The organism is Photorhabdus bodei, assembly GCF_003287735.1.
Taxonomy (GTDB): Bacteria; Pseudomonadota; Gammaproteobacteria; order Enterobacterales; family Enterobacteriaceae; genus Photorhabdus; species Photorhabdus kayaii.
In genome coordinates this window covers 34,692-50,498 of sequence record NZ_NSCM01000036.1, presented here as the reverse complement: position 1 = coordinate 50,498, position 15,807 = coordinate 34,692, and the positions used below count along the sequence as shown (strand labels likewise).

The window sequence follows — 15,807 nt, the reverse complement described above, 5'->3', positions numbered from 1 at the left end:
ACACTACTGAAAACTTTAATTTTCTTGGTTAAATCAGTCTATTGAATGAAGTATTTAATCTCTCCCTGTTTGTCTTTTTAAATAGTCATAGCTGGTTAGGTAAATGTAAAATAAGTGGAGTGTAGTATTACCGATTTACCGATAAGTGGATTAAAAATAGCACGGAATAGGTTGTTTTTAGTCACTCTGTACCTTTTAAAAAGCTGGCTAATGTGGCGCCTATTTTTTAATCCTTAGTTGATTAATTACCGATAAAAGGGAAATGTAAGTTAAAAAAGTAATGTTAAAAATATGATAAACTTGTACAGTGGTTTTCATTCTGAGGGGTTGCTTATTTTTAATTATAAATCTATTGTAACGAAAGGTTTTTATTACTTAATTGTGGTAAATCTAAAGGTTTCTACATTTTCTGAATCGTATTTAATGTTCTTGTTTTCATTAAGCTGATATTTAGATTTTCTCGTTTTTCGTTTCTCCTTTTTCTGTATTTAATTTTTTAGGTTTAAAACCAGTGAGGGTAGCAGATAGCTAACGGTATTAAGATTAACGCCAGTTTCTTTAATCATTTTTAATGTTGTTAAATACTCTTGCTTTTTTGGGTTAATCTAAAGGCATCTCGGTTTTCTACAATTATAGTCTCTGATTTTTCGTGAACTTGTTGCAGTCAGGAAAAATCTTTTATTTAAGAAAATCGGTTTAATGTGGTTAATACTGTTAAATGTTTTGATATGATATATTATTGTTATTAGGTTAATACTGTCATTTTTTCACCTTGTTTAATCAATTTAAAACCTGTTTTTTCTGATGTTTTCTCTTCCAATGTTAGAATGCCATCGGGTTTTTAACCTGTTTAAAAAATCCTTAATTACTTCTTTTTACTTTTGATGATTAAAGTTTTTACCTGTTTTTTCGTGGTTAGCCTGGCCTCTTTTCCAGCTTTTAAAACCACACGGATAGATAAAAAAGGTTTTTTTTAACAATTGCCCCGTAAATCCTAGCTCAATGCGAGGGTTTACGGCGGTTTTTGCTAATCCCCATTTTTCTGGCTTTCGCCACGCCAGTACTCAGAGCATAAAGGTGGCTCATAAATTCATAGTTGACAAACAATCTTTCCCTCCATCTACTTAGTCATCCGACAACTCACTAAATTTGTTAGCTTTCTTGCAGATTTAATTGATTAATTTGCACAACCAGCCTTTCCTGCACATCATGGAAGTTATTGTATTTACCATTATCTATTAACTAAAACTTATGATTAGAGTTGCACTTATTGACGACCACGTAGTCGTCCGTTCCGGTTTTGCCCAATTACTCACGCTTGAAAATGATCTTGAAATCGCCGGGCAATACGCCAATGCCAAAGAAGCCTGGTTGGGTTTACTCAGAAACCCGATTGATGTTGCCGTGATGGATATCGCGATGCCGGATGAAAGTGGTTTACACCTGCTCACTCGGTTACGGCAAAAACGGCCTGATTTTCGTACCATTATTCTCAGCATTTATGACACCACCGCATTTGTACAAAGTGCGCTGGATGCCGGTGCCTGCGGCTATCTCACCAAACGATGCGGCCCGGAAGAATTAGTACAGGCAGTACGCTCCGTACATCAAGGAGGCTGCTATTTGTGCGCTGATGCACTAAAAGCACTGCGCCAAACATCACAGAAGGTTACAGCACTGCAAGTGCTAACCCCCAGAGAACGGGAAATATTTGATCTGCTGATCAATGGCATTAATGTTAAAACTATCGCAGAACAACTCTATCTCAGTCATAAAACGGTTCATGTGCATCGTGCCAATATTCTCAGCAAACTCCAGTGCGATAGCACCATTGATCTGGTCCATTACGCTCTGCAACACCAGATTCTCATGGGGAATCCATGAACAGAGGATCACGATTTGGCCTGTTATCACTCTTTCTGCTGATTTTTTATTCGCTGAGCTGGCTTGCTCTGTGGACCATCAGCTTCTACCTGAATGACAATGGGCAACAAGCTGCACTACTTCTGCCACAAGGGTTGCGGCTAGCGCTGTTTATCCTACTGGGGCGTCGTTACTTACCCACCTTGTTAGCCACTGAGATTACCATTTTGCTATGGCTTAACAGCGAACAACTTATTACTCACAATATCATTCTGTTATCGCCCTTTCTCAGCCTAATACCCACATTTATCGTGCAACAATTCTGGTGGCGCTATCCCCTGTATTGGCAACGGCTCTCGATTCTGCTGGCTGGCGTAGCCGCCAATAGCGTATTGCAGGCTGTTTGTCTGGGATTTACGCTGACTGCCGGCACCAGCCACCTGTTTCTCACCTCGTTAACCGGTGGAGTTTTATTGTCACCTTTTGTTTATCTGATCTATGAATATCTACGTCAGCAACATCTAAAAAATATGCTGCAACCGAGTGACCCTGATCCGCAGTTACGCCCTTCTTTGTTGATGTGGTGTTGTCTATTCTGCTTGCTAGGATTAAGCGCCCAGATCTTTATGTCACCAGAAATTGAAAACCTTTTGGTGATTCTCATCTTTATCCCTAATGTCTTCATGGCCTACCGTTATGGCTGGCAAGGCGGCGTACTGGCGGCTTTACTCGGGAGCCTAATGATCACATCAGCTCGGCAATTCAGTGGCGCTTTTAACGATTTAGGCGAACTGGAAATGTTCCTGACCATTCAGGCCCTCTTAGGCATAGGTCTGGGGATAGCAATCAGCCGCCAACAACAGCTCGCTGAAAATTTACAACGCTACCATGAACTCTTAGAGCAGGAACTAACCGCCCGCCATACTCTGATGAAGAAGCTGGTTCACACAGAAGAAGATATTCGTAAAAGTATTGCCCGCGAGTTACATGATGAAATTGGTCAGAATATTACTGCCATTCAAATTCAGGCAACGCTGATAAAACGTACCGCCATCACCCCGGCAACAGAAATGATCGCAGAACAGATCAATAACCTGGCCCAACAGATCCACCAATCCACCCGTCAATTATTACGCCAATTGCGCCCACCGGTTTTGGAAGAGATGTCCTTAGAAAAAGCGCTTCACCATCTGATCCATGAATTTGCGTTTAAAGAACAACATATTGATTGCCGGTTGGACTACCAGCTTCCTCAAAATCCAACCAATGAAACGGTGGTTTTTACCCTTTACCGTCTGGTTCAAGAGTTACTGAACAACGTTAGTAAACATGCCAAAGCGACTCGAATCGCTATCATCCTGCGGCAACACCGGGATGTGATCGAACTCAGAATCAGTGATAACGGCATCGGCATTACAGAAGATAAAAGAAAAGGTGGATTTGGCCTCCAAGGTATTGAAGAACGTATCCGCGCGTTAGGTGGAGATTGGCAGTTAAGCAATGATAACGGCACGCGTATAATTGTTAAGCTGCCCACAAATTCTGATGAAAATCAGGCATAACTAGGAATTATTCCTAGTTGCCTAAAACCTTATCCCATCCATTTTCATCAACCTTTCTTTATATTTCATTTTCATGGAGGAGCCGGGTATGCAAGCCACCAGCCAGAAACAGATTTCACAACACTATCGCCACTGGCGTAGCCGCCTGCTGATTTCCATGATTATTGGCTATGCCGCGTTTTATCTGACGCGAAAAAGCTTCAACTTTGTTATGCCGGTTATGCAGTTGGAACTGGGATTGGATAAAGGGCATATCGGCTGGATAACCACTCTGTTCTATCTGGCTTACGGCAGCTCAAAATTTATTTCTGGTGTATTTCATGATCACACCGGTTATCGCTGGTTTATGGGCGCCGGATTAGTGATGACAGGTGTGTTAAACATTATCTTTGCTTTCTGCTCATCATTTTCTGCTCTGCTGATCATCTGGACACTGAACGGCTTCTTTCAGGGCTGGGGATGGCCCCCCTGCGCCAGATTGCTGACACACTGGTACTCCCGCAATGAGCGCGGCTTCTGGTGGGGATACTGGAATATCTCCATTAATATTGTCGGTATCACCGTCCCGATGTTGTCCGCTTTTCTGGCGACAACTTACGGCTGGCAAACAGCCCTGATGATGCCGGGAATTATTGGCATTTTATTAGGCATCTGGCTCTGCCATCAGTTATGCGACATACCACAACAGCACGGTTTGCCCAGTGTGGGGCAGTGGCGGCAGGATTCACTGGAGCTTCGACATGAACAGCTATCGCACCCCATGCCGATGATGCAGATACTGCGGGATACCATCTTAACTAACAGAACTATCTGGTTGCTAGGATGCTCCTACATTCTGGTCTATCTCATCAGAATGGCGATTAACGATTGGGGAAACTTGTGGTTGTCAGAAACACATGGTGCCAATCTGCTCAGTGCCAATGCGACGCTCTCGCTGTTTGAACTCGGTGGTTTAACCGGTGCTCTGTTTTCCGGTTGGGGATCTGATTTACTGTTCCGCGGCCAACGCGCCCCAATGATTCTCCTGTTTGCTCTTGGGCTATTCATGACTGTCACCGCATTGTGGCTCACTCCCATTCATCACTATGCGCTGTTGGCAGTCTGTTTTTTCAGTATCGGTTTTTTTGTATTTGGCCCGCAAATGCTGATTGGGCTGGCAGCAACGGAATATTGCCATAAACAAGCTGCCGGCACCGTCACGGGTTATCTGGGATTGTACGCCTACCTAGGCGCAGCAATCGCAGGCTGGCCACTAAGTCAGGTGGTTGCCCACTATGGCTGGTCAGGGATGTTTGCCCTGCTCACCGCCGCAGCCGCCATGATGGGTTTGCTGTTGATGCCACTGTTAATGGCAGACGTTGGTAAAAGGGAACATATGGCAGGGGTAGCCTCGCTACTTTCTAATAATAAGCAGTTTTGAATACTAAGGACAAAATAATGAAACTGAAACCTCTCTCTACACTTATTGCAGCCGGTCTGGCCGTTGCTGCATTTACCAACAGTGCTCAGGCCGCCGGACGTTTGATCGTTTATTGCAGCGCGACTAACGCCTTGTGTGAAACTGAAACCAGAGCATTCGGTGAAAAATATAATGTAAAAACCACTTTTGTCCGTAACGGTTCAGGCAGTACCCTAGCAAAAATTGAAGCCGAAAAACGCAATCCACAAGCGGATGTCTGGTACGGCGGGACTCTGGACCCACAATCTCAAGCGGGAGAGATGGATCTGCTAGAACCTTACAAATCCCCTAATCTGACACAAATCATGCCACAGTTCCGCGACCCGGCTAAACGTAAAGGCAACTACAGCTCCGCCGTTTACGTCGGTATTCTCGGCTATGGCGTCAACACTGAACGTCTAAAAGAGAAAAATCTGCCGATTCCAACCTGCTGGAAAGATCTCACCAAACCGATATATAAAGGCGAAATTCAGATTGCCGATCCTCAAAGTTCAGGCACCGCTTACACCGCGTTAGCAACCTTTGTTCAGTTATGGGGCAAAGATCAGGCATTTGATTACCTGAAAAAACTAAACGCCAATATTTCTCAGTACACCAAATCCGGCATTGCGCCAGCACGAAATGCCGCCCGGGGCGAATCTGCGATTGGTATCGGTTTCCTGCATGATTACTCATTGGAAGTAGAAAATGGCGCACCACTGAAACTTATCGCGCCATGTGAAAGCACCGGTTACGAAATCGGCGGCGTAAGTATCATCAAAAACGCCCGCAATATGGACAACGCCAAACTGTTTGTTGACTGGGTGTTATCCAAAGAAGCACAAGAATTGAGCTGGAAGAGAGGGAAAGCTTATCAGATCCTGACCAATACCACGGCAAAAGCTTCTCCTTTGGCTCTTAAATTATCCGATCTGAAACTGATCAACTACGACATGGATAAATATGGCGCGAATGATGTACGCAAAGAGTTAATTACCAAATGGGTGACAGAAGTGAAAATGGCTAAATAAAGTCAGTCAAGGGCGGATCACCTCCGCCCTTAGAAGCTATCCGTCAGGCTACCTTATGTTCCCGCACCAATAATGTCTTAGCGGATAGCTGCTTACTGTCGCTACCACACAATAATATATACCCTATGGATTTCAAGATGCATCGCGACGGCAAGGGAGCGAATCCCCGGGAGCATGGATAACGATGTGACCGGGGTGAGTGAGTGCAGCCAACAAAGAGGCAACTTGAAAGATAACGGGTATAAAATGGAGGGAAATTATGTCTCATGCCTTTACCCTGCCTATCAGACAGAAGCAGGATGCCGTGTTCTGGTGGATTGCTCTAATGTGGCTGGCCTTCGCGCTTTTGCCATCATGGAGCCTGGACTACGGCCTTTTCGACTCTACTCAAGATGAACTTCTCGCCGCCTATGGCTGGAACAAATTAAACATCAGTTTACTGTGGTTCCTGTTACCCTCAGTGCTGCTGCTACGTCCACTGACACCAGCAAACCGCAATCAACATCGACGCCACTATTTTGACGCGGGTTATGCCTTATTATGCGCTCTATTTGTGGTTATTAGCGCAGCTATTATCGGTCGTGGGCTGGGCTACTCGACGATTTTCCTGTTTATCTCACTGGGCGCGATTATTACTCTGGCCCTGTCTCGCCTTGAATGGCTGGGTGGTGACAGTTTTGTTATCGGCTCATTAGTCGCGGTTATTGCCCTAATCGGCATATTTATCCTTTATCCGAGTATTGCCATCTTTATGCCGATGTTTACGGATGATGCCGGTCAGTTTGCCCCATTTGCTTTTATATCGATCCTGGGGCAGGCACATATTATTCAGGTTATCATCAACTCCATTCTGCTCTCTCTAGCCGTTGGTGTAGGTTGCACTTTCTTCGGGCTGGTACTGGCAATTTATACCGCCAGAATCGCCCGCCGTTCCGCCATTATTGGCCGGGTATTCTCTATCTTACCCATCGTCACGCCACCGTTTGTGGTTGGTTTAGGCGTCACCCTAATGATGGGCCGTTCCGGTTATATCACTGAATTTATGGCAACCTGGTTTGGCCTAACCAACACCAACTGGCTGTATGGCTTTACCGGCATCTGGCTGGCGCAAGTTCTGGCCTTTACGCCAATGGCATTTATGATCCTTGATGGCGCTATCAAAACCATCCATCCCTCATTGGAAGAAGCTGCTTATACTCTGCGAGCCAATCGCTATCAGACATTCTTCAATGTTTTTATCCCGCTGTTGAAGCCGGCACTGGCGAACGCTTTCCTGATTGTCATTGTCCAGTCGCTGGCAGACTTCAGTAACCCTTTGGTACTGGGCGGTAGCTTTGACTTACTGGCGACCCAAATCTATTTCTATATCACCGGTTCTCAACTCGACTATCAGGCCGCCAGTACTCTCGGCGCTTCACTGCTGGTTTTCTCATTACTGGTCTTCTGCGTGCAATATCTGTGGATTGGTAAACGTTCCTACGTCACGGTTTCCGGCAAATCCTACCGTGGTGACGTACAACCGTTACCAACGTCACTGGTTTGGGGAGTCTGTGCCATCCTATTTATCTGGGTTGTGTTCAACATTTTGTTATATGGCAGCATCTTCTACGGCAGTTTCACCGTCAACTGGGGAGTGGATTACACTCTGACCTTAGATAACTTCATCAAACTGTTCGGTCAAGGTCTGCACGATGGCGCATGGCCATCATTACTGGATACCCTGCTCTACGCCGGTATCGCCGCTCCCATTACCGCGAGCCTTGGTCTGCTGATTGCCTACATTGTCGTACGCCAGGAATTTCGCGGTAAAAAAACCATCGAATTCACCACCATGCTGTGCTTTGCCGTACCGGGTACCGTCGCCGGGGTTTCCTACATTCTGGCCTTCAACGATTCACCTTTTTATCTCACCGGAACCGCAGCCATCGTCATTATCTCCATGACCATGCGAAACGTGCCGGTAGGTATCCGAGCAGGCATTGCCGGTCTTGGACAAATTGATAAATCACTGGATGAAGCGTCACTCAGCCTGCGCGCCGGATCGATGAAAACCATCTTCCATATACTGTTACCCTTACTGCGCCCGGCGATTTTATCTGCACTGATCTACAGCTTCGTTCGTGCGATTACCACCGTCAGCGCGATTGTCTTCCTGGTCACACCAGACACCCGCGTAGCAACCTCTTATATTCTGAATCGAGTGGAAGATGGTGAATACGGAGTTGCTATCGCTTATGGCTCGATCCTGATTGTGGTTATGCTGGCCATTATTTTCTTATTTGACTATCTGATTGGCGAAGCGCGGATCTCTCGCTCCAAAGCCAAAAATGCACAGTAATCACGGAGTGACGACATGACACAACAAAATTTTGTCGAACTGAAAAATGTAACCAAACGGTTCGGTAACAACACCGTGATCGATAATCTGGAACTCTCTATTCCGCAGGGACATATGGTCACGCTGTTAGGACCATCCGGCTGCGGTAAAACCACCGTATTACGTCTGGTTGCCGGGCTGGAGAAACCTAGCGCAGGTAAAATTTTCATTGATGGTGAAGACGTTACAGATCGCTCTATTCAGCAACGGGACATCTGTATGGTATTTCAGTCCTATGCCCTATTCCCGCATATGTCACTGGGGGAAAATATTGGCTACGGGCTGAAAATGCTAGGGCAGCCTAAAGCAGAAATACGCGAACGGGTTAAAGAGGCGCTGGAGCTGGTGGATTTAGGCGGCTTTGAAGATCGTTACGTAGACCAAATCTCCGGTGGTCAACAACAGCGTGTTGCCCTCGCTCGCGCACTGATCCTCAAACCTAAAGTGTTACTTTTCGATGAACCGCTGAGTAACCTTGATGCCAATCTGCGCCGCAGTATGCGCGAGAAAATCCGCGAATTACAGCAGCAATTTAATATCACCTCGCTATACGTTACTCATGATCAAAGTGAGGCATTTGCAGTTTCCGATGCGGTACTGGTGATGAATAAAGGTAAAATCATGCAAATCGGCACGCCACAAACACTCTATCGCCAACCGGCGTCTGAGTTTATGGCAAGTTTTATGGGAGATGCCAATATCTTCCCGGCGACTTTGGGTACTGATTATGTTGAGATTTTCCAATATCGCCTGCCACGACCAGCCAACTTCACCACCAACTGGCAATCGGTAACGGTAGGCGTCAGACCGGAAGCGATTACCCTGAGCCATCAAGGTAATACCAGCCAACGCTGCACCATCAGCCATGTGGCTTACATGGGGCCACAATATGAAGTCACCGTAGATTGGCAAGGGCAAACTCTGCTATTACAGATTAACGCTACCCAATTGCAACCCGATGTTGGCGATAATTATTATCTGGAAATTCATCCGTTTGGAATGTTTATTTTGGCCGAGAAAAGCAGCAGTTAGTTTGATTGCAGAAGATCCTGACTTTTAGATATAGTAGGCTGCCAGATGGCGGCCTATATAATGAAAATACAGACACGAAAGGAATAGCAGAGGTTATCACAGGTAAGCAGCGCAACAACCTGATAGGTACGGTTTGACTGATGTTTAACAGTCAATGGTCTCGATTTGATAACTACTCTGACCCAGCTTATATAGACAATATCGATTAAAACTTGCACAAGATCATGGCAAGGATTACTATAATAAAAATTACCATTTCGGGGATTTCGTGGCTGTTTACTTAACAAAACTTTTTAATAAAAAGGCCAAAAAACTAAAAATCACCACAGATACCTTACTTAAAGCAGCGTCTGAGGTCATGAATGGTGTATTTGAAGCTGATTTAGGCGGTGGTGTTATCAAGAAGCGGGTTCCTTTAAAAGGCACGGGTAAGAGTGGAGGCACACGAACTATCATCTTCTTTAAAAGTGGAACTAACCTGTTTTTTTTCGATGGCTGGTCAAAAAGTGAAGTCAGCGGAAAAGGAGCTAAGGAAATCGAGGACGATGACTTGGAAGGCTACAAAGACGTTGCCGCAGAACTTCTAAAGTATAATGATAAAAAAATAAAAAAAATGCTCGAACTAAAACTTTTGGTAGAGGTGAAAGATGAGCACTAAATTGGACGAAATGCTTAGCTTTGCAAAAGAGCTGGAAGAGGCTGGTATTTCTAACGGTGATTTAACCAAAAAACTTGAAGCTAGAATTCAGGTTCGCAATTTAAGTAAACATATAGCTAAAGCTCGCCCGATGTCTGGAGATGAAATCAAAAAATTACGCGACCGTTATAACATTTCTCAAGCTAGTTTAGCTCTGGCGCTTAATATGACGAAAGAAAGCGTATCGAAATGGGAGCGTGGTGAAATTAAGCCCAATGGGGCAGCATTAAGAATGCTAAACCTCATTGATAAACAAGGATTGAAAATTATCACCGCTTAACATAACCATTAAAGGTACCTTTCGGGGTGCTCTGACCGCTGACAAACCTCGTTTAAAGCACTGATACAGGAGCGGAAATTATGAAAATACAGACTTTTGAAAGCGTATGGGACGCGATCAGTGATACACCAGAGCAGGCCGAAAACATGAAGATCCGTGCTCAACTAATAAATATTCTCAATGCATGGATAGCAAAACGGGAATTTACCCAAGCTGAAGCCGCCAAAGTACTGGGGATTACCCAACCCCATGTTTCAGAGCTTGCTAGGGGGAAAATACAACTTTTTAGTGTGGATAAACTGATTGCGATGATGGCTCATGCAGGTGTGTATATCCGGCATATCGAGATAAGCGAGCCGGAAGTCACTTTAACCACGTTACCCATCGTTTAACTCTCTCAAAAGTGAAATCCAGTGCTTAGCGCACTGAATTTCACTTTTACTTAAAAGCCCCTGATTTCATTACCGCTATACAATTTATAAGGTTTTATACCTTATGGATTTCAAGATGCATCGCGGCGGCAAGGGAGCGAATCCCCGGGAGCATAGATAACTATGTGACCGGGGTGAGTGAGTGCAGCCAACAAAGAGGCAACTTGAAGGATGACAGGTATATACCCTCTTTTTTACACTCATCAAAAAAGAGAGCCAGAGATTTAGCGCCCTCTTCCTTCAACTCACCAATGTTATAAGCGTAAAAGTCAGCGCCACCATTTAACCCGACAAACTCACCACGAAACATCTCGATTTCTGGATCAAAAGTGATAACAGCCACATGGCCGTCAATTTTTAACGTATTGTTCATCATGGCCTAATTCCCGACTAAAATAACAAGAACCTGTTAAACAATATAAATAAATTTATCAGGTTCCTGATTAAATATTAAATACAAAAACAACGACAAATATACCCTATGGATTTCAAGATGCATCGCGGCGGCAAGGGAGTGAATCCCCGGGAGCATAGATAACTATGTGACCGGGGTGAGCGAGTGCAGCCAACAAAGAGGCAGCTTGAAAGATGACGGGTATAAACGTATTATTTAAGTAGTTCTCTTACCTGACCGGCAAATGCCTCACCACCATCCTTCGCGGTATAACGTACATGCAAAATAATATCTGCCAAATTATCCAGAATATCTCGCTGTATACTGTCTGTTGCCGCTGATGGGAAAGTGAGTTTCCAGTCAGAAACCGCCCCAGTTCCTTCAAAAGGTAAATAGCGATCATCACCAAAATTAAGATTAAATGTACCGCTATCATTAATCCCTGATGAAAGTGCGATTTGTTGGCTCGCTCTCAAATTCGTGACAATTTGTTTATTATCGCCTTCCTTATTTGAAAGTAAATATTTCACACCATTAATATCCGGCATTTTCAACGTATAACTTTTAGTTTGAGTTAAAGTCGCTTTAATATCCTGATAAGGGCCAATTAATGTCGGCAGCGTAACCGATACAGAAGTGATCTGGCGTAAATAATGCCCGGCATAATCTTGATCAAATAATTTCTCATTCAGTATAAATGTAATTCCTTCACCGGTTTTAAGTTCAGATTGAATATCTTGCCATTTTTTCGTATCAGATAATAGATTTTTTAACGAGATCGTTTTAGTTAACTCTAAACGACGTTCATTACGATTCAAATAAGCCGATTCCATTTTCAGTAGATTCAGTTTAATCTTTTCTCCTACCAATAAACCATTATGGTTATCGTCCCAACTATTTTGCACAATGAATTGTGTGGCAAAATCCCCCATTTCATATTGCCAACATGCTTGTGCATTTAAACATAGCGAAAGCACCGCATCGTAAGCCTGACGATATAATGACATCATCTGATCATTCAGCCATTGATAAAGCGAAGATTTCGTTACCTTAGTCACAGTAAGAAACTGATACATATCCTGCTCTTTCTGCAGTTGTGCCTGAGATTGTTGTAATGTTGTATTCGCGGCGGAAATTTGCGCCTCTTGCTGTTCAATCTGTTTTTTCAACATTTCCAGCTCACTTTCCGCCTGTTTATATTGAATCTCCCACTCTTCACGTCGCCGGTTATAACTGGCTTTAACACTCAATGCATCACTTGCCATTTGCATCATTAATGATGCTGTACGTGTAATACCCGCGGAACAAACAAGCGGCATATGCCATCGTTGTCCACCAAATGACGTTCCCGCAATACTCGGTATCAGCGAGGCGGCACCAGCGGCGGTTAACATCCCTTCCTCAACAGAAGAGATAATTTTTGCCGTACCTTGTAAATTCAGAGCATTGGTTTCATCTGTAGAAATATTTTCATCATAAAGCGCCTGATAATGATCAATCCGTTGTTGTAATGTCTGCTGACTTTTTAATAATGCCTCTTTCCCTTTTTCAGCAACTGCGACAGCATCTTTCTGTAATGAAATGGCGAAAATAGCTAACTCTTTCAAATGCAATTGATTCAACTCTTCCTGTTCCGCACGATCTTTACGTTCTTGCGCACTCAAGAGCAAATCACCAAAATGACTTAATGTATCTACCGCATGATAAACACTGGGTAATAATGCCCGGAAACGATAAGGCGGTATATTCAAAATACCGGTACTACCTGCTGCCAATAATGATCCACCATTTGCCAATAAAGCGAGCAGATTTTTTGGATCGACAGGTGTTGCATATAATGGTAACGACAAAGGTTTACCATCTAAAGTTAAATTATGGCGCAAATTATAAAATCTGCTGGATAAAATATCCCAATACCACAGTAAATCATTGTTTAAAGGCACTCTAAATATCGCATTATCGACTGCCGTATGAGCACTGACTTTAGTGGCTGGAAGATCAATTAATACATCAGGATCAATATTACTCTCAAATTCGCGTAATTTATTATTCTTTGAAGAGGTGACATCAGCCAATTCAATTGGTCGCCAATGACTAACTAAATCAAAATCAGGTCTGGGACCAAGTAATTGCTGTGCTTGAAGATAGCGTAATTTAGCATTATTAAGTCCGTCATTGGTCAGAAAGCGATAAAAACTATCACCAAAATCAATTAAATTCTGCACATACATTTGAAATATGGCTTTCTTATAATGTACTGGATCGGCATAAGCTATCGCATCTGGATCTTGTAATCCTTTTAATTGTACTGAGCTATCTTGAAAAACCTCTAACAGGCTGCAATGCCAATAGCTTGGGCTACCATTAGCCTTATTTTTTACTCCTGGGTTGAAAATATAGTGCAACCAGTTTTGGGCATCCTGATATTGTTGTGAAGCATTGAGTTGATACGCAACTAAATAAGGCACATGGAAGAAAAGCTCCCAGAAATAAATACTATTTGCCCCGTTAAGCGCTGAATCATTATTTTCATTACTCCCCGGGATAGGCGGTTCATTAATATGTTGCGCCTCCCAACTCAGTACATCAGCAATAGAATGGTTAGCCCGCGCAATAAGCTCCTTGCCAAATAGGGTATTTAATCTAATAGATCGATATTTAAATTGTAATTCAGTAATATCCAGATACTGCGCTTGCGTTTTTTTATCATAGGCCAACAGTAAATTAGGATAAGGCGTTTTATTTAGTTTAACTTCATAATAGTTATAACCTAAGTCCGCATCTTCACCCTCTTTCTTATAACCTAATTTTAAAAATACACTCGAATCCTTACCATTTATTTTATCGAGATCAAGTTCTACAGTAGGAATAATACTCTTTCCATTAAGTAATTGGCGTTCTGAATATAACAGACTATCACTTCCCCCGTTAATATTCCATAAACAGAAATCAGCCTCCCGATAATCTGACTGATCAATATCTACTTTTGGCGTTCCATCTCCAGAAGCAACAAGCTTACCGCCAGATTTATTGAGTTCTGAACTAAATGCTTTAGCTTCTTTTAGTCCAAACAGTGGTACTTCCATTTCTTTGGTAAAATGATAGGCATTACCTTGCTTTTGTCCCCATTCAGAAAAATTAACTTTCAGCTCAGGATAACCACTCTGACTAGAATTAAACATAATATAAAAATAGTCACCTGATTCATAACTATTATCATTGATAGTCACCACGACAGAAACTGTTATTTTTCCATTATTTTCTTTAGCGCCATCAGCGAGTGAAATATTAACCTTTCCTGCTTCACTAGATTTACGTTTCAGATCAATATCACATGCTACAGATTTAATAGTCTCTTTCCCAATCGACAAACTATTATTACCACGGAGACGTAGTTTTCTACTACCCATTTCAGCAAATAGTGTCATTTTCCCTGTCGCAAGCCCAGGGTAACTTTTTGACTCCAGATAAACAGGCTTATCAACTAATTTATATGTATCCCCAAAATAGGCTGACAACATATTTGATTGTGTAAGATCTTTCGTGTAATTAGATTTAATCTGTTGATAAATATAGAGATCTAATGACTTATCACCAACCAGAGGCACAGGAACTTCGTTAAATAGTAAATTACAGGAGTACGGATAATGCTCTTCTCCTGATGTATTATTTTCTGTTTTTACTGGTTTGTAAATAGCAGAAATAACTAATACAGGTTCAGATCGCAAATCCATTAATGCAATGAGTTCAAAGTTATCATTAACTTTATTTTTATCACCAGTAAAAGTACGTAATTTATTTGGAAGACTCCATTCACCATTAAATTTTCGATATATCAAATTAATACTATAATAATTTTTTCCTTCTTTATTATTATCAGCTTCATGTGCCAACCAAACGATATGAAGACGACCATTAATAACGACTGGGCGGATCTTAATCACTTCCCCAGTAGCAGGAATACCAATTTTTTCCCATTCTTTCCAAGCTGTAGGGTTAATGACATCTTGCATATTTCGATTAGCCATATTCAGTGATCGCCAGTAATATTGACCTGGCGTAATACTCATCTTACCAATGAAATAATATTCAGCCTGAGCGGGTGCTAATTCTTTAGTTGTATTAATATAGCCACTCATCAACTCTAAATTACTTATTTCTTCAAATTTATTCAAATAATTCAATATGACTTCCTGAACAACCTCATCACTCAATTTACCTTTATTTAAATTATCCTCCAACTCTTTAAAATCACTTGTTTTACCCTGACGTAATATAGGGCTAATATAATTCTCTGGATAACTCCATAACTGTTGAAAACCAGCCCAAATATTATATTGGCTTAAAACATCATTCCATTTTTCTACTTTATCTTCATATTGATAATCATACCCTGGTTCCATGTTAAGCATAATGCCATTAATATATTGCTGAACACTGGAAATCGCTTGTGCAACGACACTGGTATTAACCTGACTCGATACCTGATTATCAATCAGTAAATATTGATACAAATCATCCGACGTTTTTAAATCGGGTACATTAGCTGTTTTTGAAATATGCCCCAAGTAATAACTAACCAATCCATCACGAACACTCTCAGCTAATTTTTTAGCAACAATATTTTTCATATCCTGAACCTCTATTAAAATTTTTTATTCCACTATGACAATTACATACCCTATGGATTTCAAGATGCATC

12 protein-coding genes and 1 pseudogene are annotated in these 15,807 nt (G+C 42.4%); 11 read left to right on the top strand and 2 right to left on the bottom strand.

What is annotated here, in order from left to right:
- Window positions 1-1,251 precede the first annotated feature (1,251 nt).
- The 11 genes and pseudogenes from CKY02_RS17090 to CKY02_RS17050 all read left to right on the top strand — a co-directional run bounded on the left by CKY02_RS17090 (window position 1,252) and on the right by CKY02_RS17050 (window position 10,672).
- Window positions 1,252-1,884: a response regulator transcription factor gene (locus tag CKY02_RS17090; protein WP_112896230.1), complete on the top strand. Its 633-nt coding sequence runs from the start codon at window positions 1,252-1,254 to the stop codon at window positions 1,882-1,884.
- A complete protein-coding gene (locus CKY02_RS17085; protein WP_112896229.1) occupies window positions 1,881-3,425 on the top strand; it encodes an MASE1 domain-containing sensor histidine kinase in 1,545 nt (514 codons plus the stop codon). The genes CKY02_RS17090 and CKY02_RS17085 overlap by 4 nt, the downstream gene beginning before the upstream one ends.
- Before the next feature lie 73 nt (window positions 3,426-3,498).
- Complete coding sequence (gene uhpC, locus CKY02_RS17080) at window positions 3,499-4,845, top strand: MFS transporter family glucose-6-phosphate receptor UhpC (protein WP_146747464.1); 1,347 nt, start codon at window positions 3,499-3,501, stop codon at window positions 4,843-4,845.
- A 17-nt stretch (window positions 4,846-4,862) separates the two neighbouring features.
- Window positions 4,863-5,894, top strand: coding sequence for an ABC transporter substrate-binding protein (locus CKY02_RS17075; protein WP_112896227.1), 1,032 nt, complete (start codon window positions 4,863-4,865; stop codon window positions 5,892-5,894).
- A 186-nt stretch (window positions 5,895-6,080) separates the two neighbouring features.
- Window positions 6,081-6,290: a hypothetical protein gene (locus tag CKY02_RS25835; RefSeq protein ID WP_240002074.1), complete on the top strand. Its 210-nt coding sequence runs from the start codon at window positions 6,081-6,083 to the stop codon at window positions 6,288-6,290.
- On the top strand, window positions 6,211-8,232 hold the full coding sequence (locus CKY02_RS17070) for an ABC transporter permease (RefSeq protein ID WP_240002075.1): 2,022 nt from the start codon (window positions 6,211-6,213) through the stop codon (window positions 8,230-8,232). The genes CKY02_RS25835 and CKY02_RS17070 overlap by 80 nt, the downstream gene beginning before the upstream one ends.
- A gap of 15 nt (window positions 8,233-8,247) precedes the next feature.
- The gene (fbpC, locus tag CKY02_RS17065) at window positions 8,248-9,303 is read left to right on the top strand and encodes a ferric ABC transporter ATP-binding protein (RefSeq protein ID WP_112896225.1); all 1,056 of its coding nucleotides are present in this window, start codon (window positions 8,248-8,250) and stop codon (window positions 9,301-9,303) included.
- A 53-nt stretch (window positions 9,304-9,356) separates the two neighbouring features.
- A pseudogene (locus CKY02_RS25830) lies at window positions 9,357-9,512 on the top strand (replicative DNA helicase); the annotation flags it as partial.
- A gap of 59 nt (window positions 9,513-9,571) precedes the next feature.
- Window positions 9,572-9,961 carry a type II toxin-antitoxin system RelE/ParE family toxin gene (locus CKY02_RS17060; protein ID WP_112896224.1) on the top strand — a complete coding sequence of 130 codons (390 nt, stop codon included), beginning with the start codon at window positions 9,572-9,574 and terminating at the stop codon, window positions 9,959-9,961.
- The gene (locus CKY02_RS17055) at window positions 9,951-10,280 is read left to right on the top strand and encodes a helix-turn-helix domain-containing protein (RefSeq protein WP_112896223.1); all 330 of its coding nucleotides are present in this window, start codon (window positions 9,951-9,953) and stop codon (window positions 10,278-10,280) included. Before CKY02_RS17060 ends, CKY02_RS17055 begins: the two co-directional genes overlap by 11 nt.
- An 80-nt stretch (window positions 10,281-10,360) precedes the next feature.
- Window positions 10,361-10,672 carry a helix-turn-helix domain-containing protein gene (locus CKY02_RS17050; protein WP_112896222.1) on the top strand — a complete coding sequence of 104 codons (312 nt, stop codon included), beginning with the start codon at window positions 10,361-10,363 and terminating at the stop codon, window positions 10,670-10,672.
- 160 nt (window positions 10,673-10,832) lie between these two features.
- Here CKY02_RS17050 and CKY02_RS25320 read toward each other — a convergent pair whose 3' ends face one another.
- Window positions 10,833-11,087: a type II toxin-antitoxin system HicB family antitoxin gene (locus CKY02_RS25320; RefSeq protein ID WP_238399413.1), complete on the bottom strand. Its 255-nt coding sequence runs from the start codon at window positions 11,085-11,087 to the stop codon at window positions 10,833-10,835.
- 230 nt (window positions 11,088-11,317) lie between these two features.
- A complete protein-coding gene (locus tag CKY02_RS17040) occupies window positions 11,318-15,736 on the bottom strand; it encodes a Tc toxin subunit A-related protein (RefSeq protein ID WP_112896221.1) in 4,419 nt (1,472 codons plus the stop codon).
- Window positions 15,737-15,807: the final 71 nt, after the last annotated feature.

Excerpts from the sequence above, each read along its gene's own strand:
- CKY02_RS17090 (WP_112896230.1), top strand. The coding sequence starts at position 1,252 with ATGATTAGAGTTGCACTTATTGACGACCACGTAGTCGTCCGTTCCGGT.
- CKY02_RS17085 (WP_112896229.1), top strand. The coding sequence starts at position 1,881 with ATGAACAGAGGATCACGATTTGGCCTGTTATCACTCTTTCTGCTGATT.
- uhpC (WP_146747464.1), top strand. The coding sequence starts at position 3,499 with ATGGAGGAGCCGGGTATGCAAGCCACCAGCCAGAAACAGATTTCACAA.
- CKY02_RS17075 (WP_112896227.1), top strand. The coding sequence starts at position 4,863 with ATGAAACTGAAACCTCTCTCTACACTTATTGCAGCCGGTCTGGCCGTT.
- fbpC (WP_112896225.1), top strand. The coding sequence starts at position 8,248 with ATGACACAACAAAATTTTGTCGAACTGAAAAATGTAACCAAACGGTTC.
- CKY02_RS17055 (WP_112896223.1), top strand. The coding sequence starts at position 9,951 with ATGAGCACTAAATTGGACGAAATGCTTAGCTTTGCAAAAGAGCTGGAA.
- CKY02_RS17050 (WP_112896222.1), top strand. The coding sequence starts at position 10,361 with ATGAAAATACAGACTTTTGAAAGCGTATGGGACGCGATCAGTGATACA.
- CKY02_RS25320 (WP_238399413.1), bottom strand. The coding sequence starts at position 11,087 with ATGATGAACAATACGTTAAAAATTGACGGCCATGTGGCTGTTATCACT.
- CKY02_RS17040 (WP_112896221.1), bottom strand. The coding sequence starts at position 15,736 with ATGAAAAATATTGTTGCTAAAAAATTAGCTGAGAGTGTTCGTGATGGA.